Origin of the sequence: Phenylobacterium sp., from assembly GCF_004297125.1 — a bacterium.
Lineage (GTDB): Bacteria > Pseudomonadota > Alphaproteobacteria > Caulobacterales > Caulobacteraceae > Phenylobacterium.
The window spans coordinates 1-20,282 of sequence record NZ_SCVD01000019.1 but is presented as its reverse complement, the minus strand read 5'-3'; the positions used below and the strand labels follow the sequence as shown (position 1 = coordinate 20,282).

Here is a 20,282-nt window from a genome sequence, read left to right as displayed (position 1 = left end):
CTGGTGAAGGATCTGGCCGCCCTCTTCGTCCGCTATCGAGTCGAAGATTGGGGCCCGCTCATCCAGGAACTGGAAACGCGCCGAGGTTCCCGGGAGCTTGCGGATGCGATCCGATCCCTGGCTATCGTCGCGGAGGAGTCCCGACCGGCCAGGGCGCCGTCAAAGCGCGCGCCCAAAAAGGCCAAGCCGAAGATGGCGTCTTCGACTACGGACCCGAAGTTCACGGCAGATCGCGCGCCGATCCTCGCGTCGCTGCTTGAGGCCTTGCGAACGAAGCAGGCGCTTCCAAAATCCAACGACTTGAAAGCTGCGTATTCGGCCGCGGGGCTCAAACTCCCGATGCCTGCGCGACGAGACGATGCTGTGGTTGCGATCGTTCGGCAGTTGAACGACATGGCGCCGGCCCGATTTGAAGACGCTTTGCGCGCGATCGGGGACATCAAGGCGGCTCTGCCAGGCGATTCCCCCGATGACTACGGTCGCTGGATAGACATCATTCTCAAGCCAAGTTCTTAGGTCCCGCGCGCATCGCCAATGTTCTGATCGGGCCGTTGGTTCGAGATTGGATGGGCACGTCTCAGCTCGAACTACTGAACTCCGGCACCAGCGTCTCCACGCTCAAGATCCTGGTTCTCGTGTCTGGGCCCGCCATGCTCACGCCACGCGAGTTCTCTGCGCGCGCAGGAGCGCCGCCACTGCGCGCATCTCTTCGTGGTCCAAGTCCCTACAACCCGCCCAAGATCGCGGATCGTCGCCACTTCCGGACATTGGTGTCGAGGCGGAAAACAGGCGTTCCGCCCTGGCCCACCATTGTTACTCGTCCGCCTTCGGATGCTCATCGAATGGCGGCGCCCAGCGGTCGCGCAGTGGGTCGACAAGATCGAGCGCGTCAGCAGCCTGATCGCGGCCAAGCCCTGACGTTGGCGGCGCGAAGCACCTTGCTGCGTCGCTTACCCTACGACGCTGCGCTTCACGACCTAAGCCCGCCGGGCCCGGATTGCATAGATGTCCGCTAACGCGGCCACCGCATCCAACAACTGGGAACGCTTTCCGTCACTGATGTGCAGCTTCCCAATTACGGTCGCGATGTCCTCCTTCTTCCTGTCTTTCGCGGCCGCAAATGCCCTCTCATTGTCCCTGAAATCGAAAGCGCGCGCCGAAAGTCCGGCAACCTTCGCCGAGTTGACCGCCGTCTTGCCGGCAGAAACGATCGTGCCAGCACCGGGGATCGCAGCTAGCGCATCGAGGCCGAGGTCTGCGGCGGTCTGCAGCGCCTCACTCTTGGTCAGATCGAATTCAGCCGTCCTGTAGGTCGAGAGCTCTTCATCGAGATACAGCTGAAAGGCCTCCGCAATGTTCGCCGAGATCGCGGCGATCTCTTCGAAATCGATCTCCTCAACGCTTGCGGTCCCTGATGCAGCACGGATGGCGCCTTCTACAATGCGCTCGTACTTCTCCTGAAATCCCTGGTGCCGAAGCGTTGCGCTCAGTCGATGCGCCTCGGTGAATGTGATCTGGTCCACAATTTGGGCAGGCACTAGACACGACTGAATCTGGTTGAGCGCGTAGCCCATGAATACTTTGAGAAATATCCCCTCGTCCGACAGCTCACCGAGCTGAACATCCCGGTTCGCGAGCACAACGCTCTCTGCTTTGAAACGCGACATGGGACTGAGATCGGTACCGGCCTCGCAGTTCACGACCGTTGTCCCCACGGCGTGGTAGGAGGCCTGCACGTACGACTCGACCTTTTCCCTCACTCCGCTTGGCAGACCCGCAATGTAGTCGTGGAGGTGTCGATCACGGCTCATGTCCATGTCTGAAAGGGCCGAAACGATTTCCTGGCGCCACTGAATTTGGTTGGAAACGCCATCCAGATACTTCGCGATCGCTGAGCCATCCGACGAGATTCCTGCGATCAAGCGCTGGCGCAGTCGGTCACCGACATCTGCCAACTCCCACGGCATCACGCGCCCAATCTGCCCGTCCAACCAACCCATATGGTCGGCGAGCAGGTTTTCCCCCACGCCAACCGCTTCGTAGTGCGGAATGGTCAGCGCCGGGGGTACCTTCAGGGCAGCATCGCCAACCCGAAACGCGGGTAGAATACCCTCGCCAGCGAGGATGTCTGGATGAGAGATGCACAACTTCACACCCAACGGGTCCATGAAGTGGGTGCTGTTCAAGACCACGGTACCTTTAGTGATGATCTTGATCTTCAGCGCACGCGCGGCCTGCCGGACCGATCCCGGAACGTCCTCGTAGCTCAAGTGTCTCGAAAGCAGATCTGTCGAGTATACGCGGGGACCGACGAGCGTCCCGGCGGAGATCAGCTTCCGACCATCTAGAAAATTGACCGCCACTCAGCCTCCGACTTCGTCCAAGACAAAATCAACCGCCGTTACCGGCGCGTCACGCCTGTTCAAGATGGCGGCGCCTTAGACCGGCCACGAGATACCTTCGGGCAGATCCTTGGTACACATGGAATGACCGGTGCGGACACAGCCCAGCGGAGCGTTCGAACGGGGCTTGGCCCACTGGAAGCGAGCCGGCAGGTCGCGACAGCCGTCGGCCAGCAGGTCTCATACTCGACGTCAGATTTGTCTCGTCCTATTCGATGCCGTCATAAACAGGCTGCGCTGTTGCACGCCAATACCACACATGTACGGTCACGGTTGTAAATGACCCCGCCCCACAGCGAGGGTTGCGGGAGGGGCACAGTGTTCGAATTCTCTGAGTCGTATTGGACATTGGGCGGCGGCCCATTGACCACGCGACCGGTGTATCTCTCTGAGCAGGTTGGCCCACAGGGGCAACTGGAACTCGCGATGCATTCCGGGCGCGCCGAGCGGTTTCCGTCGCAGGAGGCCGCCCAGAAGCGGCGCCAGGTCCTTCGGAAAGCCGGCGGCACTAAAGGTGTTGACGGCGGGACGCTGCGACCGCTGCAGATCTCCGTGATGACCCGCATTTCCGAGCCCCCGGACGCGGCTGACCTGCTCCCCTGATGTTCCAGAACCGCCTCACTTCCCGCGCCGCGTTCGTTGCGGACCTGAAAGCCGTCGTCGACGGGAGCGAGACATACTTCTTCGCGGACACGTCCTTCCTTATCGCCGTTGGCAGCCTCCACCCTGCGGCGCGCAAGGAGGTCTGCGACTGGCTGAAGGGCCTCGGCAAGCGGTTTAGAGTGCCGGCCTGGGTCGCCCACGAACTCTTCGGGAAGATCTCGAAAGACACCCCGCCACTCGTGCCGATGGTGCGCTCCGCCGACGCTTTCGTCTCGGCTTTGGCCCTCCTTCAGTCTGAATCGCGACGCTTCCTCGATGACGGACGGGCTGCGGGCTTCAATCAGCCCGGCGCACAAGGTCCCCAGGACCGTGTCGGCTTCCTGGCGGCCCTGGACCGCGAGATCGTCACCATTCGTCAGCGCGCCCAGCACCTGAAAAAGGCGGCATCGCAGAGCCTCGAAGAGACTACGGAGGTGTTGGTCGAGTTGCTGAACGGACGGGTTCTCGACAGCGACATCTACGCGGACTTGCGCGATGTCCAGGCCATCCACGCCGTCCGCTTGGAGGGCGGCCTTCCGCCTGGCATCGCAGACCGCAAGAAGGATGACAACAGGTACGGCGATCTCATTATCTGGCTCGAGGTGGTCCGTGGCTGCAAGGATGTGCCAGCCAACGCCATCGTCCTGCTGAGCAATGACGTAAAGCCCGACTGGGCGTTTACGCCGCCCAACGTCCGCAACGACGCCGGGAAGGCTGCTTCCAACCTACTCACGGATGGATTCAAGGTCATCTTCCCGCAACCGCTGCTGGTCCACGAATTGCAGCAATCGAGGGCTGGCGCGACGCTGTCGCTTGTCACGCTTCCAACCCTGGCCGTGCTCCTGCATCGGGAACTCGGCGGCGGATTCCCCAATCTCTTCTCAGCATACACGGCCGCCGCCCAAGCTGACGCGCCAGCCGAGGGTACCGAAGGTCCCCCGGAAGAGGTGCCTGAAGGCCAGGAGCTGCCGCGCGAGCCCGAGCGCCAGGCCCCAATCGCCGTCGCAGAGATCGTCAGGCTGCTCGGCAGTCTCGACCCCACCGAGGCGGCAGCCGGCGTCGCGGCGGTGCGCAGCCGTCTTGAGGCCGAGGCGCCGCTCGACGAGCCGCGCACGCTCGGGCGACTCTTGGTCGAGGCGGTCGCTGTCGGACTTGAACCCGCTTCGATCCTGGTGCGCGATATCATCGGGCGCAATCTGGGGCGGGGCGAGGCCGTTGATCTCGTCTCCGGCATGTATGGCGGCACTTATTTCGACACCAACGGAGAGCCCCGGGACATGCCACTGGCCGGCGCCATCGACGACCTGTTCGCGGTCCAGACGGTCGAGGCATTCCGACCCGCGTTGTTGGGCCTCCAGGCGCGGCTTGCCGGGCGAGAGCGCTCCTTCCTGTTGCTTCCGGACTGGAACGAGCCGCGGGTCCGGCTCGAACTCGCGACGGAAGCCTCGGCTTCGCGTGGCCGCAGGCTCGTCGCTATCCTGAATGGCGAGGCGTCGCTCACTCAAGACGTCCTGCCCGGCGACGCGAGGTCGCTTCGCGCGCTGATCGGGTCGGACGCCGCGACGGTCGATGAGGTCCGGAACGCGCTGGCCGCCTACTTCCGTGTCCCCGCCCGACAGATCGAGACCAACCTGATCCGGAGTGAGCGGGTGGAATTCGACGAGATCATTGGCCTTACCCGATGGGGCCCGAACACCGACTTCAGATTGCGCTAAGAGGGGTCCATGTCAGAAGCAGCCAAGCCGGCCGACCCGCCAGAACCGAGGGTCCTAATCGGCTCATACGTGCTCGAGTCCCTGACGACCGGTATGTATGTGGAGCCACGGGACGCTATCCGGGAGTACGTGCAGAACGCGTTCGACGCCATAGAAGCGGCGCGGTCGGACCGGACGCTGCTGCCCGGTGAGGGGAAAATCCAGATCATCGTGAGCCCGGAAGAACCCGGCATGATCACGATCGAGGATGATGGCGCGAGCATCCTGCCGGATCTCGTCTGGAACACGCTCACGGCCATCGGTGCCTCCCGGAAAAGCCCACGAAGGCAGGCCGGCTTTCGGGGTATCGGGCGTCTGGCTGGCATCGCCTATTGCGAACGGCTGGAGTTCCGCTGCAAGGCAGCTGGCTACCAGGAAGAGGTCACGGTCTCCTACGACTGCGCGGCCATCCGCAAAGCGCTGCTCGAGGCCACGGACCTGGAGAGCGTCTTCACTGCGCACATTACAGCGACGCGCACGCCAGCCCCCAATGTCGCCGCCCACTACACCAAAGTCAGTTTGATCGACCTCACCATCGCGCCCGCCGAACTGCGCGACATCGGCGACCTCGCTGCCTACCTGCGCGTCGTGTCACCGCTCCGCTTCTCGGACTCGTTCGGCGACTATCGAGAGCAGATCCTCGCTGAGGCCAGGGGCCGCGGGATGGAGCCACCCACCGTTCGTCTTTTCATTGGGGCGAGCGAGGATGGGCTCGACGAGCTCTTCAAGCCCTACGCACGTGCGACCGTCGCGAACAAGAAACCGGCGCCCATTCGTAAGATCAGCTTCTTCGACGGCGGAACGGTCGAGGGTGCGAAGTGGTGGGGCTGGCACGGCGAGACGCCGCTTTACGGTATGATCGGAGACCCGGATGTCGCTGGCATTCGCGTGCGGGTGAAGAACATCCAGCTCGACGGCACCGATATCCTTTCGCGGATCATGCGGAACCACCAGACGTCATACGAACGGTTCCAGTTCTGGGTCTTGGGCGAGATCTTCATCGACACCCTCCCCGGAGTGTTGATCCCCAATGCCCGACGTGACGGTTTCGAGGATTCGCCCGCCTGGCGTGAGATGCAGGACCAGATCCGGGAGGCGCTGAAGGACTACGTTAGCGTGGTCTATAAAGCCTCCGCGGCTCGCAACTCCAAGCGCTTCGAAAAGGTGAAGGAGCAGGCAGACCGCGAGATCGAAGATATCCAAAGCGTCTTGCACGCTGACCCACCAGCGCCGCCAGCGCCGGAGGTCGCCAACAAAATCCGCGCTGCGCTGCGAAAGGTTGAAGGCCTGACGCTCAGCGATTACACGCAGGACCAGCAGGTCGAGCTTCGCAAGACCACCGCGGCCTTGAAGGACCTGGCCCGGCAGGCGTCGGTGACACTGACCGAGCCAAAGACGCCGAGGGCGTCTGCTAAGCAGACGGAGCCGGAGTACCCCCCCTACCTAGAGCCGGTCTTCGAAGTGCTCGCCAGCATGCTCGACACCAAGCTCTACCAGTCGGTGCGCAAGGCCATCATTAAGCGATACGCTTAGGCGTCAAGGCACCGTTGATAGGTTCACGAGATCGCGATCGTCATCGTGCCGATGATGGTCTAAGCTTGCGCGGGGAGTGCGCTTGAATGGCCGGACGTCGAATTTTGCTTCTCGAGCCGGGCTACAAGAACAAGTACCCGCCACTGGGCTTGATGAAGCTCGCTGCCTACCACGGCCAGCACGGGAAGAACGATCAGGTCCGGTTCGCCAAGGGCCTCGATCCCAGCCTGCGGGACACGGCCTGGGATCGAATCTATCTCACCACGCTTTTCTCGTTCGAGTACCGAAAGATCGCCGAGACGATCGACTTCGCCCTCGATCTCGTCGGCGGCCGGTCGGAGCGGGTCTTTGTGGGCGGGATCGCGGCGTCCCTGATGAACGCCCGCTTCACGGAAGAGCCCCGCTGGGCGGGCGTGCGGTTTATCAAAGGCCTGTTGACCGAGGCGCCGGCCGTCGCCCTGCAGCTGGATGAGTTCGCCGAGGAGCTCTACGCTGACGACCGCGATGGAACCCCCATCGAGGATCTAGTGCCGGACTACACGATCCTGGAACAGGTCGACTATCGCTACCCGGTACGTGACGCCTATTTCGCCTATGCATCGCGAGGCTGCATCCGCAAATGCCACTTCTGCGGTGTGCCGAAGCTCGAAGGCGCACAGCGCGACGTGGAGTCGCTGACGGGCATGATCCGAGCGATCGAAGAGCGCCATGGTCCCAAGCGGGATCTGCTCCTGATGGACAACAATGTGGTCGCATCTCCCCGTTTCAAGGAGTTGATGGCCGAAATCCGTGACCTCGGCTTCCAAGCGGGCGCCAAGCTGCAGCGTCCCGGCGAACGGGTGGCTTCCCAGCGGCGCGTCGACTTCAATCAGGGTGTCGACGCGCGCATCCTGGCCAAGGACCCGATGTACCTGCGGGAACTCTCCACGATCGCCCTTCGCCCGCTGCGGATCGCTTTCGACCACCTCGGGCTGAAGGGCCCCTACGAAAAGGCAGTGCGCTACGCCCACGAGTTCGGGCTCCACGAACTGTCGAACTACATGCTCTACAATTTCCACGACGACCCGGCCGACCTGTTCGAACGCATGCGCCTCAACGTGTCGCTGAACGAGGAACTGGGTGTCCGCATTTGGTCGTTCCCGATGCGGTACCAGCCGACGGATCGGCCGGACCGTGGCTTCATCGGAGCCAAGTGGACGCGCTACCAGCTGCGCTCGCTGCAGATCGTCCTGCAGGCGACCCATGGGGTCGTCAGCGGGGAACCCCGGTTCTTCAAACGCGCCTTCGGCGACACCTTCGTCGATTTTGAGGCCATCCTCGCGCGGCCACACCACTTCATCTTCAATCGCGAATGGTACGAGAGCCTGGGCGGACGCGAGGAGTTCGAACGGTATTCGGCCCTGATGGGCCGCCTGGACAAGGATGAGAGGGCAGCACTTCTCGAGCGCCTGTCGTCCCGCGACCCTAGCCGCTATGCGGACCTCCTCGCCGACGAGAGCAATCCGCGACTCAAGGCGCTCCTGGCCTTCTACCTGCCGATTCCCAAGGATGAAGAGCGGGAGATCTGGCGGGCTCAGCGTGACATCGGCGCCGAAGTCGATGACGTCTGCGACATGCCGGACGAAGACCGTGTCGAAGACGCCGGCCTGCACGACGAAGCTGAGCCCATCGTCAACGGCCTGGCGGCATAAGGAGCTAGCCGTGACGAGTGCAATCAGGGCCGCCGCGACCGGATCAACAAGCCGGTCTCGCTCTACCAAGTCACCCACCAGCGAGCTGATCACCATCGGGAAGGATGTTCTCGAGCTGCTCAGCAGCGCGATGTACGTCGATCCCCTGACGATCTACCGCGAGTACATCCAGAACGCCGCAGACGCCATCGACGACGCCCGCCGAGCCGGCGTCCTTAGCAAGACAGACGCCGGTCGGGTCGATATCAACATCAACCCGGTCGAGCGGTCGATCCTCATCCGCGACAACGGGTCGGGCATCGCCGCGGATCGCGCCGCCGCCACCCTTCTCTCCATCGGTGCCAGCGGTAAGCGCGGAACCGATGCGCGCGGATTCCGAGGCGTGGGGCGGTTGGCTGGATTGGCCTACTGCCGGGTCCTGACCTTCCGCACCCGGGCTGCGGCAAACGAACCAGTCGTCGAGGTCGCGTGGGATTGCGTGAAGCTGAAATCCACCCTCCGCGACGTCACGCAGACCGACGACCTCCCGGGCGTCATGAAGCGCATCGTCTCGATCTCCGAACTCGATGGTAGCGGATATCCGGAGCACTTCTTCGAAGTCGAGCTCACCCAGGTTGTGCGCCTGCGCAGGGATGCCCTGCTGAGCGCCCCGCAGATCGAGACCTACCTGGCGCAAGTCGCCCCGGTTCCGTTCGCGCGTGAGTTTCGGTATGCGGAGAAAATAACCGCCCACCTGGATGGTCACGTCCGGATGGCCGACCTGCAGATCAAGATCGGGGCCGAGGGTGCGCCCATTACGCGGCCCTATCGCGACAGGTTTGCGGTGACCGACACGGTCCAAGACGACGCCTGCAACGTGGAACTGTTGACCTTCGAGGGCGAGGACGGCCTCGTGGCTGTGGGCTGGCTCATGCATCACAGCTACCTCGGCCATATCTCCACGAAGTCTCAGGTCGGCGGGTTGCGGCTGCGCGCCGGCAATGTCCAGATCGGGGCCGCCAGCCTGGCGGACGAAGTCTTTCCCGAAGCCCGCTTCAACGGCTGGTGCATCGGCGAGATCCACGTCATCGACCGTCGGGTTCTTCCGAACGCGCGGCGGGACGACTTCGAACAGAACATCCACTATGCAAATCTACTGGCCGAGCTTGGGCCGCTCGGCCGTGCGATCGCCAAGCGGTGCCGCGACGCCTCGGTGGCGCGGCACCGGGCGCGAGAAGAGCGGGTGCAGTCTGAAGCTGCTGAGGTGCCTCGGCCGTTGTCGGCTGGGCCGAGCGAAGGCGGACAGGCCGTCGCACGCAGCGATCTGCTGGGGGCCTCATTCGCAGCGAGCGCGGACCGGGTCGCCTCCATGCAGGCCGCAGACGGCGAGCTTGGCCTGGTCGAAAAGCTGATCCGCCTGATTGCAGCCTCAGGGGCGACGCGCGCGGAAGTCGAGTACGCGTTTGGCGAGACCTTACGACGCCAGTTCGACAAGGACTGATGGCTGGCGCTCGCCATCCGATCAGCCGCCTGTGCGGGACGACGTCCGCTGGGCATGACCGATGACGCTTGCGCAGAGTTGGGCTGGCTTTGTCGCTCTGTTCGATAAGGACGCGCTCAACCTTCTCTCGTCCTTCGGCTCCTTCGGCGCGGCCTTGTGCGCGGTGGCCGCAGCAGCCCTGTCGCGACAGCAGCATTTCGATTCCCTGGCCGGCGCGCCCACGGTTGAAACGCCGAACCACGCGCCGCGGGCGCAGCTGAGCTTCACGGGTCAATTCTGGGACGGGATGGCGCCAGGCGACATCACAATCCGCAACATCGGCAGCGGGGCGATGCTGCAAGCCCAGCTCGTGGCGTCGGTGCGGCCAAGCGACGCGCCCCGAACTGATCTCCCGCCTAGAGAACTGCTGTCCGTCGGGCCTGACGCCTTCGCGGTTCGGCCGGATCAGCGCGCGCTCTCGCTCCTCAAAAACGGTGTCGAGCAGGACGTCATTCCCCTGCTGGTCGAATTGCGCAGCGACACGTTCGAACTCGCGCCAGGGACGACCTACAAGTTCAACATCCCCGTGGGAATCTACGCTTGGTGCCTCGCACAGGCTGCCTTGTCAGCCGAGACACGCCTTGAGGGGCGACCCTCGGCGATCCTCGACCTGACGATCCGCTATCGGACAGCCGGCGCGAAGCGAAGGCAGCGCCGGTTCGCCATCGCCCTGACCCCGCGGGACCTGGGTCCGGTCCCACCTGCGGCACCCACGGCCTTTGGTGCGAACTTCGAGCTTCAGCTCATCGAGGCCGTCTAGGCCGCCTCTGACCAATGCGAGCCCAAAGCAGACATCCCCAACTTCGCCTTGGAGTCAGCACCGCACTCGTCAGACGGCATCAGTCGAAGGGCCCACCAAGTCTAACGCCTCCACCCTCAGCACCTTCGCGAACCGCTCCACGATGGCCAAAGTAGGGTTCCGCAAGCCCCGCTCGAGCTGACCGACATAGGTCGGCGCCAGTTCCACTGCGTCGGCCAGCGCCTCCTGGGTGAGGCCCAGTTCCTTTCGCCGCCGCCGCACGTTTCGGCCAAAGTCTTGCGCCAAGCCCATGATGGGAGGCGCAACGAATCCTCAACCTTGGACCAGTCACTATAGTGATGATTTTGACCAAGGAGCAGCAGAATGGCTCGCCACGTGATCGCGATGTGCATCGCCCTTATCGCCATGGGCACGGGTGCCGCGGAGGCCCAGTGCATGAAGTACGACTGCTCGAATGACGCCGCAGCCTGGAGGGGTGCGACCTCTGGCTCGCATACTGAACGGGAAGAGGCCGCGAAGGGAGCGCGGGCCGTCGGCGCCGCCAAGCAGCAGGAGGCGAATGCGGCCTTGATTGCGGACATGGGCTTGGTGGAGCGGCGGAAGTTGCTCTTCAAGCTTGAGGACACGCTGTCGCGGCTCTCCGGGAAACCGGCCACGGTCATCGGCGCGACCGTACTAGCGCGATCTGGCGGCTACCTATTCTGTGGAGGCGCTCTTTACGGTGGCGCCGACGGAGCCATGTTCGTGCTGGATACTCGAGCGGGGGCCACTGCGAGCCTGAAGGCGGATAAGGCCGCGTGGATCACGGCAGGTTGCGAGCTTCCTGCAGTCACCCTCCGCTAGACGCCGCGGACACCGCGCCATCTATCACGTTGTGTTTCCAAGATAAAATTCGCGCCGCAGAATCGCTTTGGTCGAATTTGAATCGCATGCGGTCGAAGCCGACAAGGTGGGGATTTTTTGGAGCGGCCGGGGGGAATCGAACCCCCGACATTCAGCTTGGGAAGCTGACGTTCTACCTCTGAACTACGGCCGCAGCGGGCGCTTCATAGCGGGGGCGGGCGCGCGGGCCAAGGCTTTGAATTGACCTCGGCCTCGCAGGGCCGCACCATTTGGGCGAACGCGATAGGTGGAGAGTTGACGATGGCCGACGGCGCGACCGGGGACCGGGCGACGTTCACCGCGATGACCGAGGGCACCCAGGCCGACTGGGCCGCCATCGTGCGAACCGGCATGGCGCACCAGGGCGAGCACGTGGACAGGATCCTGTCGCACCTGAAGCTGCTGGGCGGCGACTATGGCGGGTTCAACGTCGATCGGCTGGAGCATTCGCTGCAGACCGCGACCCGGGCGCACCGGGCCGGCCAGGACGAGGAATATGTCGTCTGCGCCCTGCTGCACGACATCGGCGACATCCTGCTGCCGGCCAGCCACGCCGAGCTGGGGGCCGCGATCCTGAAGCCGTACGTCTCGGAGCGGAACCACTGGATGCTGGAGAAGCACGGCATCTTCCAGGGCTACTACTTCTTCCACCACCTGGGCCTGGACCGCGACATGCGGGAGGAATGGCGCGGCCACCCGTGGTTCGAATACACGGCGCAGTTCTGCCACCTCTACGACCAGAACTCGTTCGACCCGGCCTACGACACCATGCCGCTGGAGGCCTTCACGCCCATGATGCGCCGGGTGATGGCGACGCCCCGGCAGTCGATCTACCGCAAGCCCCAGGCGGCCTGAGCGCCATGGCGTGGGGGTGGCGCAGCGTTTTCGTCGCCGGCCTCTTCCTCGGAGCCGGCGGGACAGCCCAGGCCCAGCAGACGCCCGCCGAACGGGCGCGCGAGGCGGCGGCCATGATCAATGCGGCGGGCTTCCGCATCCAGGGCAATCAGATCCTGAACGGCTGCGGCCGGCCGGCGCAGCCACGCCCCAGCGCCGTGGACATGAATGGCGACGGCCGCCCTGAGGCCGTGATCACCGACGTCGATCCCGGCTGCTACGGCCCGGCCGGGCAGCAGTTCTGGGTGATCCGGAAACAGGGTCCGTTCAACTGGACCCTCGTCGGCGGGGGCGTGGGCCGCATCAGGCTGCTGGAGACCCGCACCAACGGCTGGCGCGACTACAGCCTGGAAGGACCGGGCTGCCAGCGGACGTGGACCTACCAGGGCGCCCAGGGCTACCTGTCGCTGAAGGCCTGTCCCGGCGAAGGTGGCGCGCGTCCCCCCGCGGCGGCGACCACGCCCGCGCCACCCGCCGGGGGCGCTGCCGACAGGGCCGCGGCGCTGCGGGCGGGCGGCTTCAAGCCCACGCGCGGCAAGTACCTGGCCTGCGATCCACGCCAGGAAGTCGAGGTGGAGATCCGCGACCTGAACGGGGACGGCCGGCCCGACGCGGTGATCAACGACTTCGGCCTGGAGTGCTTCGGCAACACCGGCCAGGGCTACACTCTGGTGACCAAGGAGGCCTCGGGGGCCTGGCGGAAGCTGTATCAGAGCCACGGCATCCCTGACTTCCAGACCACCCGCGGCATCGGCGGCTGGCCCGACATCGTCAACGGCGGACCGGGCTTCTGCTTCCCGGTGCTGCGCTGGAACGGTTCGGACTACGCCATCGTCCGGTGGAAGGCCGAACAGCCCGGCGCCTGCGCGGGGCGGCGCTGAGCCACGACTACTGGATCCGCACGACCTTGAAGCCGCGGACCGCGAGCAGCGCCGGGAGACCATCCGGGCCGACCATGTGCAGGGCGCCGACATTGACCAGCTCGATGCCCGAGCCTGCCATCCCGGCGGCGAGTTTGTCGGCCCAGGCCTGGTTTCGGCGGCGCAGGAAGGCGTCGTACATGGCCGGGTTCTCGGCCTGCATCTCAGCGAGGTAGCCGGGGTCCAGGTTCCCGGCCAGCCAGGCGGCTTCCAGCGTCGCGGGCTGGAACGGCAGGCGCAGGCGCGGGCCGCGGCTGCGGTCGCGCACCACGTCGGTCAGGTAGCGGACCTCCGAGGCCTCGGGCAGGCTCGCGAACATCCGGGCCTGGTCCTCCAGGGTCTCGAAGGCGCGGATGCGCTTGGCGTCGGCGCGGGCGACCCGGGTGATGGTGGCGTCGGCCCCCTTCTCCACCGAGGCGCCGCGGGCCAGCATCGGACGCATGGACAGCATCAGGGCCGCCGCCCAGGGCCGCAGGTGGTCGACGCGGCTGAGGTCGGTCTGGCGCGCCAGTGCGCCCAGGTCGGACGGCGCCAGCTTGCGGCTGAGCGGCCGGTCGGCGTCGGAGCCATAGCGCTGGACCAGCAGGCGGATGGTGTCCGGGTCCCCCGACTGCATGTCGGCTTCGAACCAGACCGTGCCGGCGCGGGCCAGCACCTCGTCGTAGAGCGGCGTGCGCCATTTCAGGCTGGGCTTCAGCGCGTGCAGGGTGCCGAAGAGATAGACGTCGCTGTCGCCGTCGGAGACCCGCCACATGGCCGGTGCGGCGGCGGCCGTCCCGGCCGCGCCCAACCATCCGATGAGGATCGCGCCCGCCGCTCCGGCGAGCCTGCGCATCCAAGCCACGGCGTTTTCCCCGACTGCGAGGCGCCCTCCCTCAGGCGCCAGGCATCATTCCCCCCAAACTCGGAAATGCTTGGATAACTTGAGGCCCTGGCGCTGGTAATGCGACCCCAAGTCGCCATAGAGCCGCGTCGGCCGCTCGGTGAGCGGTTCGTAGACAAGCCTGGCCACCGTCTGCCCGTCTTCCAGGATGAAGGGCGTTTCGTGGCTGCGCACCTCCAGAACGCCCTTGGACCCTTTGCCGTGGGCTTCGTCGGTGCCGAAGCCGGGATCGAAGAAGCCGGCGTAGTGGACCCGGAATTCGCCGACCGACGGATCGATGGGGGTCATCTCGGCGGCTTCCATCACCGGGATCTCCACCGCCTGCTTCGAGGCCAGGATGTAGAACTCGCCCGGGTCCAGCAGCAGCTGGCCGTTGCGCGGGATCAGCGGCTCCCAGAAGTCGCGCGGGTCGTGGCCGTCCTCGTGGTCCAGGTCGACGACGCCGGCGTGGCGGCGGCCGCGGAAACCCGCGATGTCGCCCGTCAGGTCGACGCCCACGCTTTCCGTGCGCAGCCGCTGGGGCGTCCCGGCCTTGAGCCGCAGCTGGTTGAGGCGCGTGCCGGAGCGGACCAGCACCGAGAAGGTCTGGGGCGCGATCTCCATGTAGATCGGGCCTTCGTAGCCCTCGTTCACGTCGTCGAACTGGTCGCCGAAGTCGCTGAGCAGGCGCACGAAAACGTCGACGCGGCCGGTGGAGCTCTTCGGATTGGCCCGGGCCGAGACGCCCTTGGGCAGCTTCAGCCGCTCCTGCAGCTCGGCGATGTAGACGCAGCCGCGCTCCAGCACCGCGCCCTTTGTGAGATCCAGCTCGTGCATGGCGACCTCGCGGATGCGGTCGCGGACGGTGCCGCTGCGGGGCAGGAACGACGCACGCACCCGCCAGGCCTTGCCCGCCAGGCGCAGGTCCAGGCTCGCAGGCTGGACCTGGTCGTCGTCGAACGGCGTCGCCGATGCGATGGCGCCGCCCGCGATCAGGGCTTCGATGGACTGGCAGGGCAGGATGCCCGGAGTGCTGAACTCGCTCATGGGCCGCGAACCCTTACCGCAGAAGAGCGGCGTGGCAAGGCTTGAGCCGAGAGGAATTGGCGCCGCTTAGAGGAATGCGGACCTTGACGGACCGGGGAGCCCGGCGTTCAAGCGGCGTCCTGTTCTTATGGAGGCCACGATGGCGGAAGATCCGCGCGACTGGGAAATCGAGACCCGAGCGGTGCGCGGCGGCCTCATGCGCACCGAGCACGGCGAGATCTCGGAAGCCCTCTTCCTGACCCAGAGCTTCGCCTACGACAGCGCCCAGTCGGCCGACGAGCGGTTCGCGGGAAATGCGCCGGGGTTCATCTACCAGCGCTTCGGCAACCCCACGACGCAGATGTTCGAGGACCGGCTGGCGCTGCTGGAAGGCGCCGAGGCCTGCAAGGCCACCGCCTCGGGCATGGCGGCCGTCCAGCTCGCCCTGATGGGCCTGGTCCGCGCTGGCGACCACATCGTGGCGGGCCGCGCGCTGTTCGGCTCCTGCCGCTGGATTCTATCCGAATGGATGCCGCGGTTCGGGGTGGAGACCACGTACGTCGACGCCACCGACCTGGAGGCGTGGAAGAACGCGGTCCGGCCCAACACCAAGGCGTTCCTGGTCGAGAGCCCGGCCAACCCGCTGCTGGAGGTGACCGCCATCGGGGCGGTGGCCGAGATCGCGCACGCGGCCGGCGCCAAGCTGGTGGTGGACAACGTCTTCGCCACCCCGATCTTCCAGAAGCCCTTGGCCCTGGGCGCCGACATCGTCGTCTATTCGGCCACCAAGCACATCGACGGCCAGGGCCGGGTGCTGGGCGGGGCGATCCTGGGCGCCGCGGAGCTGATGACCGAGGCCTACAAGGACATGCACCGCCACACCGGCCCGGCGCTGTCGCCGTTCAACGCCTGGGTGCTGCTGAAGGGTCTGGAGACCCTGGACCTGCGGGTGCGGCAGCAGACCTCGAACGCCGGCAAGGTGGCCGACGCCATCGCCGCTCACTCGAAGGTCAAGCGGACGATCTATCCCGGCCGGGCCGACCATCCGCAGGCGGCGATCATCGCCAACCAGATGACCGGAGGCGGCAACGTCGTGGCCTTCGACCTGGGCGACCGGGCGGCGGCCTGGCGGTTCCTGGACGCCCTCGAGATCGTCGACATCTCGAACAACCTGGGCGACGCCAAGTCCATGGCCACGCACCCCTGCACCACCACCCACCGCTCGATGCCCGAGGCCGAACGGCTGGAGATCGGCCTGACCGAAGGCTGGGTGCGGATGAGCGTCGGGCTGGAAGGCCCGGGCGACCTGGTGCGCGACGTCAGCCGGGCGCTGGACGCGGCCTAAAAAAGCCTCGTCATCGGTTGTTTCAAGCCGCCGCCTCCAGCGTCTCCGGGGCGATGGCGTAGACGCGGCTGCAGTACTCGCAGGTGACGTGGATCTTGCCGTCGTCCTCGACCATGTCCTCGCGCTCGGCCCGGTCGAAGGATTTCAGCACCGCCTCGATCCGCTCCTGGTTGCAGCGGCAGAAGGCCCGCAGGGGCTTGGAGCCGAACACGCGGACGCCGTCCTCGTGGAACAGCCTGAACAGCAGCCGCTCGGACGCCAGCTCGGTGTCCAGCAGTTCGTCCTCGCCGATGGTCTCGAAGAACGCCTGGGTGCGCACCCAGGCCTCCAGCGTGTCGCCGCGCGCATCGTCGCCGGCGATGTACTGGATCAGGAAGCCGCCGGCGCGCCAGATGTCGCCCTCGCGCCCCACGGCCAGGCGCACGCGCGTGGGGGTCTGTTCGGACTGGGCGAAGTACTGCTCGGCGCAGAGCGCCAGGGTCTCGCCCTCGATCGACGTCATGCCCTGGTAGCGGTCCATCTCGTTGCCCTGGTCGACGGTCATCATGAAGACGCCCTCGCCCAGCAGGGTCTTGGCGCCCGGCCGCAGGAAGCCGGTCGAGGCCGCGGCCACCTCGTCGGCGTCGAACCGGCAATAGCCGCGCAGGCCGCCCGAGGTGTCGTAGTCGGCCACCACATAGCGCACGGGGCCCGCGCCGCGGGCTTCGACGATCAGCCGGCCCTCGAACTTCAGGTTGGAGCCTACCAGGGCGGCCAGCGCGCAGGCCTCGCCCAGCAGGTTGGCCACCGGCTCGGGATAGTCGTGGCCGAGCAGGATCTGGTCGATGGCGGGGCCCAGGCGCGCGACGCGGCCTCGGACGGGCTCGCCCTCGATCTGGAAGGCGCCGACGACGTCGTCGGGAATCTGGGTGTCAGGCATGGGGCGCAATATAGGGCGCGTCGGGCCGGTTGCGAGCGGGACGAGTTGTCCTATCGCTTGAAACAGAAGGGCTGGCCTCGCGACCGCAGTCGCGGCAACCTTCGCTCGGGCAAGGGAGGAGACCGATCGTGGGCAGGATGGATACGGGAGGGCGTGCGGCGATGCTGGGCGCGGCCATGGCGTTGCTGGCGGCCGGCGCGGCCGCGGCGCAGCCGCAACGCAAGCCCGACCTGGCGGACGCCGTGGCCGGGACCTACGCCGGCGACGTGATCTCGGACTCCAAGGGATCCAGCCGCAGCAACGTGAGCCTGACCGTCACCCGCACCGGCCCGAACACGGTCAGCGTCACCTCGGACTACCAGCGCCTGCCCAGCATTACCGTGCCGTTGACCGCAGCGATGAACACGATCCAGCAGGCCCGCGGCGACAGCGTCTTCCTCTATGACCGGGGCAAGAAGCAGCTCGACGTGAGCTTCAACATGGAAGTGAGCTGGTCGGGGGCCAGGCAGTAGATAAGGCGCGGAGTTCCCTCCCCCGACGTCGCGAGCGGGGAGAGGCGGCTCGTCAGATCTTCCCGAAGCACCAGGCCAGGATCGACTTCTGGGCGTGGATGCGGTTTTCCGCCTCGTCCCAGACCAGGCTGGCCGGACCGTCGATGATCTCGTCGGTGACCTCCTCGCCGCGGTGGGCGGGCAGGCAGTGCAGGAACACCGCGTCCTTGGCCGCCTCGCCCATCAGCTTCGCGTCGACCTGGTAGGGCTCCAGCGCCTCGATGCGCTCGTCGTGGTCGGTGTCGCCCATCGAGACCCAGGTGTCGGTGATCACACAGTCGGCGCCGCGGACGGCCTCGACCGGGTCGTGGGTCGTCATCACGTGGCCCTGCTGCTCGGCCGCGCGGGCCAGGTCCATCATGTCCGGGTGGAAGATGGCCGGCGTGGCGATGTTGAGCTTGAAGCCCAGCTTGGGCGCCGCATGGATGAACGACGAGCAGACGTTGTTGCCGTCGCCGACCCAGGCGAACGTCTTGCCATGGACGTTGCCGCGATGCTCCTCGAAGGTCATCAGGTCGGCCAGGATCTGGCAGGGATGGCTCTTGTCCGACAGGCCGTTGATCACGGGGACCGACGACCACATGGCCAGGCGTTCCACGTCCTCGTGGACGTTGGACCGGATCATGATGGCGTCGACCATCCGCGACAGGACGCGGGCGGTGTCCTCGATCGGCTCGCCGCGGCCGAGCTGCATGTCGACCGCGTTGGAGATGATCACGTCGCCGCCCAGCTGGCGCATGGCCGCGTCGAACGAGAAGCGCGTCCGGGTGGAGTTCTTCTCGAAGATCATCGCCAGGGTGCGGCCGCGCGCCGGGTGATCCTCGTCGGGCCGGCCCTTGGGCCAGCCGGCGCGGGCGGCCTTACGGGCCTTGGCGTCCTCGAGGATGATCCGGAGCTCGGTCCCCTCGAGCTTCCAGAGGTCGAGGAAGTGGCGGACGGACTTGCTCATGCGGCCCCCGCCTTTTCCTGGGCCGCCTTGGCCTGCGCGACTTCGCAGGCCTTTTCCAGCAGGCCCATGGCTTCCCGCGCCTCGTCGAGGCTGAGGGTCAGCGGCGGCAGCAGGCGCACGCAGTTGTCGCCGCCGCCGGCGATCAGCAGGTGCTGGTCGCGGGCGATCTGCATGAACTCGCGGTTCGGCGTGCCCAGCTTGATCCCGATCAGCAGGCCCTTGCCGCGGATGTCGAGGACGACCTCCGGGAAGCGGTCCTTCAGGCCCGAGAGCTGCTGGTTGAAGTAGCCGGCCACTTCGCGGACATGGGCCAGCAGTTCCGGCTTCACCAGTTCCTCGACCGAGGCCACGCCGACCGCCATGGCCAGCGGGTTGCCGCCATAGGTGGAGCCGTGGGAGCCCGGGGTCATGCCCCTGGCCGCTTCCGCCGTGGCCAGGCAGGCGCCCACCGGGAAGCCGCCGCCCAGCGCCTTGGCCACGGCCATGATGTCCGGATCGGCCGCGCCGTCGGCCCACTCGTAGGCGAACAGCTTACCGGTCCGTCCCAGGCCGCACTGGATCTCGTCGTAGATCAGCAGCGTCCCGGTCTCGTCGCAGAGCTGGCGGATCGCCTTGAGCTGGGTCTCGGTCCAGGAGCGCGCGCCGCCTTCGCCCTGCACGGGTTCCAGCAGGATCGCCGCGGTGGTCGGGCCGACCAGGGCGCGCAGGCCCTCGAGGTCGCCGAACTTCGCCTGCACGAAACCGGGCAGCGCCGGGCCGAAGCCCTCCACATAGCTGGGATTGCCCGCCGCGAAGATCGTCGCGATCGTCCGGCCGTGGAACGAGCCGTCGAAGCCGATGATGTCGATCCGCTCCGGCTGGCCGTTGGCCCAGTGGTACTTGCGCGCGGTCTTGATCGCGCACTCGATCGCCTCGGCGCCGGAGTTCGTGAAAAAGGCCACGTCGGCGAAGGTGTTGTCGGTGAGAAGCTTGGCCAGCTTCTCCTGGTTCGGAATGCGGAAGATGTTGGAGGTGTGCCAGAGCTTCTCCGCCTGGTCCTTCACCGCCTGCACCAGCTTGGGGTGGTTGTGGCCCAGCGCCGTCACGGCGATGCCGGCCATGCAGTCGAGATAGGCCTCGCCGTCGGTCGTATACAGTCGCGAGCCCTCGCCTCGCTCGAACGCCAGCGGGGCGCGCGCGTAGACGCCCATGATGTGATCGCTGGGAACGGGGGCGGTGGTCGGCTCGGCCACTGTAAGGACCCTCCAAAAAGGAACGTCCCCGCCGCGTGAGCAGCGGGGACTGGAAGGCTTCGCCTTTTCTTCTCGGAATGTGACGGTGTCAATCTTCCGATCAGAAGTCGGCGGTCAGGCCGATGAACAGGTAGCGTCCGAGGGCGTCATAGACCTGGGCCCAGGTGTTCCCGTTGCAGGGCCCGGTCGGGCAGTTCGAGGAACCGTTGAGCGGCGGATCCTTGTCGAAGATGTTGTTCACGCCGGCGCGGAAGTTGAGGTTGTCGCGCATCGTCCAGGAGGCCGTCAGGTCGAAGTAGTCGCGCGAGGCGAGGGTCTTGTCCGTGGCGTACTGCAGACCCGGGTTGTTGAGTTGCGGGTCGGACGAGTAGGCGTCCAGCGTCACCTTGTTGAAGTGGCGC

At 66.1% G+C, this 20,282-nt stretch carries 20 protein-coding genes and 1 tRNA gene; 12 read left to right on the top strand and 9 right to left on the bottom strand.

Translation table 11 applies throughout. From position 1 onward, the window contains the following. Positions 1–3: 3 nt before the first annotated feature. A complete protein-coding gene (locus EPO51_RS08410) occupies positions 4–516 on the top strand; it encodes a hypothetical protein (protein ID WP_293348660.1) in 513 nt (170 codons plus the stop codon). A 461-nt stretch (positions 517–977) separates the two neighbouring features. Here EPO51_RS08410 and EPO51_RS08405 read toward each other — a convergent pair whose 3' ends face one another. Then, complete coding sequence (locus tag EPO51_RS08405) at positions 978–2,270, bottom strand: hypothetical protein (protein WP_293348657.1); 1,293 nt, start codon at positions 2,268–2,270, stop codon at positions 978–980. A gap of 450 nt (positions 2,271–2,720) precedes the next feature. Between EPO51_RS08405 and EPO51_RS08400 the strand changes: the two genes are divergently transcribed. The 6 genes from EPO51_RS08400 to EPO51_RS08375 all read left to right on the top strand — a co-directional run bounded on the left by EPO51_RS08400 (position 2,721) and on the right by EPO51_RS08375 (position 10,301). Beyond that, on the top strand, positions 2,721–3,005 hold the full coding sequence (locus EPO51_RS08400) for a hypothetical protein (protein ID WP_293348654.1): 285 nt from the start codon (positions 2,721–2,723) through the stop codon (positions 3,003–3,005). Beyond that, entirely contained in the window at positions 3,005–4,759 is a 1,755-nt protein-coding gene (locus EPO51_RS08395) for a PIN-like domain-containing protein (RefSeq protein WP_293348651.1), read from the top strand. The genes EPO51_RS08400 and EPO51_RS08395 overlap by 1 nt, the downstream gene beginning before the upstream one ends. Positions 4,760–4,768: 9 nt before the next feature. Then, positions 4,769–6,331, top strand: coding sequence for an ATP-binding protein (locus tag EPO51_RS08390; RefSeq protein ID WP_293348649.1), 1,563 nt, complete (start codon positions 4,769–4,771; stop codon positions 6,329–6,331). Between the two features lie 86 nt (positions 6,332–6,417). Next, on the top strand, positions 6,418–8,022 hold the full coding sequence (locus tag EPO51_RS08385; protein WP_293348646.1) for a radical SAM protein: 1,605 nt from the start codon (positions 6,418–6,420) through the stop codon (positions 8,020–8,022). A 10-nt stretch (positions 8,023–8,032) separates the two neighbouring features. Continuing rightward, entirely contained in the window at positions 8,033–9,502 is a 1,470-nt protein-coding gene (locus EPO51_RS08380) for an ATP-binding protein (protein ID WP_293348643.1), read from the top strand. 61 nt (positions 9,503–9,563) lie between these two features. Next, positions 9,564–10,301: a hypothetical protein gene (locus EPO51_RS08375; RefSeq protein WP_293348640.1), complete on the top strand. Its 738-nt coding sequence runs from the start codon at positions 9,564–9,566 to the stop codon at positions 10,299–10,301. Positions 10,302–10,370: 69 nt separating this feature from the next. Here the strand turns inward: EPO51_RS08375 and EPO51_RS08370 are convergent, their stop codons facing one another. Then, complete coding sequence (locus EPO51_RS08370) at positions 10,371–10,592, bottom strand: helix-turn-helix domain-containing protein (protein WP_293348637.1); 222 nt, start codon at positions 10,590–10,592, stop codon at positions 10,371–10,373. A 72-nt stretch (positions 10,593–10,664) separates the two neighbouring features. Here EPO51_RS08370 and EPO51_RS08365 point away from each other — a divergent pair, with 72 nt between their 5' ends. Further along, positions 10,665–11,144, top strand: a complete 480-nt coding sequence (locus EPO51_RS08365; RefSeq protein ID WP_293348634.1) for a hypothetical protein — start codon at positions 10,665–10,667, stop codon at positions 11,142–11,144. A gap of 118 nt (positions 11,145–11,262) precedes the next feature. Here EPO51_RS08365 and EPO51_RS08360 read toward each other — a convergent pair. Beyond that, a tRNA-Gly gene (locus EPO51_RS08360) sits at positions 11,263–11,337 on the bottom strand. Between the two features lie 107 nt (positions 11,338–11,444). On the opposite strand from EPO51_RS08360, the gene EPO51_RS08355 reads away from it, so the two are divergent. Together EPO51_RS08355 and EPO51_RS08350 are read left to right on the top strand one after the other, a co-directional pair. Further along, entirely contained in the window at positions 11,445–12,038 is a 594-nt protein-coding gene (locus EPO51_RS08355; RefSeq protein WP_293348631.1) for an HD domain-containing protein, read from the top strand. 5 nt (positions 12,039–12,043) lie between these two features. Beyond that, on the top strand, positions 12,044–12,958 hold the full coding sequence (locus tag EPO51_RS08350) for a hypothetical protein (RefSeq protein ID WP_293348628.1): 915 nt from the start codon (positions 12,044–12,046) through the stop codon (positions 12,956–12,958). Positions 12,959–12,965: 7 nt separating this feature from the next. On the opposite strand, the gene EPO51_RS08345 is transcribed toward EPO51_RS08350, so the two are convergent. Beyond that, positions 12,966–13,832 carry a TraB/GumN family protein gene (locus EPO51_RS08345; protein ID WP_293349960.1) on the bottom strand — a complete coding sequence of 289 codons (867 nt, stop codon included), beginning with the start codon at positions 13,830–13,832 and terminating at the stop codon, positions 12,966–12,968. A gap of 54 nt (positions 13,833–13,886) precedes the next feature. Next, complete coding sequence (locus EPO51_RS08340; protein WP_293348626.1) at positions 13,887–14,906, bottom strand: 2'-deoxycytidine 5'-triphosphate deaminase; 1,020 nt, start codon at positions 14,904–14,906, stop codon at positions 13,887–13,889. Positions 14,907–15,045: 139 nt separating this feature from the next. Here EPO51_RS08340 and metZ point away from each other — a divergent pair, with 139 nt between their 5' ends. Continuing rightward, on the top strand, positions 15,046–16,230 hold the full coding sequence (gene metZ, locus EPO51_RS08335) for an O-succinylhomoserine sulfhydrylase (protein ID WP_293348623.1): 1,185 nt from the start codon (positions 15,046–15,048) through the stop codon (positions 16,228–16,230). 22 nt (positions 16,231–16,252) lie between these two features. On the opposite strand, the gene EPO51_RS08330 is transcribed toward metZ, so the two are convergent. Then, positions 16,253–17,149: an Hsp33 family molecular chaperone gene (locus tag EPO51_RS08330; protein ID WP_293348619.1), complete on the bottom strand. Its 897-nt coding sequence runs from the start codon at positions 17,147–17,149 to the stop codon at positions 16,253–16,255. A gap of 128 nt (positions 17,150–17,277) precedes the next feature. Between EPO51_RS08330 and EPO51_RS08325 the strand changes: the two genes are divergently transcribed. Further along, entirely contained in the window at positions 17,278–17,661 is a 384-nt protein-coding gene (locus EPO51_RS08325) for a hypothetical protein (protein ID WP_293348616.1), read from the top strand. 52 nt (positions 17,662–17,713) lie between these two features. Here EPO51_RS08325 and argF read toward each other — a convergent pair whose 3' ends face one another. From argF to EPO51_RS08310, 3 genes are all read right to left on the bottom strand, one after another. Next, on the bottom strand, positions 17,714–18,649 hold the full coding sequence (argF, locus tag EPO51_RS08320) for an ornithine carbamoyltransferase (RefSeq protein WP_293348613.1): 936 nt from the start codon (positions 18,647–18,649) through the stop codon (positions 17,714–17,716). Beyond that, positions 18,646–19,881 (bottom strand): acetylornithine transaminase, encoded by a 1,236-nt coding sequence (locus tag EPO51_RS08315; protein ID WP_465246599.1) that lies wholly within the window; start codon positions 19,879–19,881, stop codon positions 18,646–18,648. The genes argF and EPO51_RS08315 overlap by 4 nt, the downstream gene beginning before the upstream one ends. Before the next feature lie 100 nt (positions 19,882–19,981). Then, on the bottom strand, positions 19,982–20,282 hold a 301-nt coding region (locus EPO51_RS08310; RefSeq protein WP_293348611.1), incomplete at its 5' end, for a TonB-dependent receptor.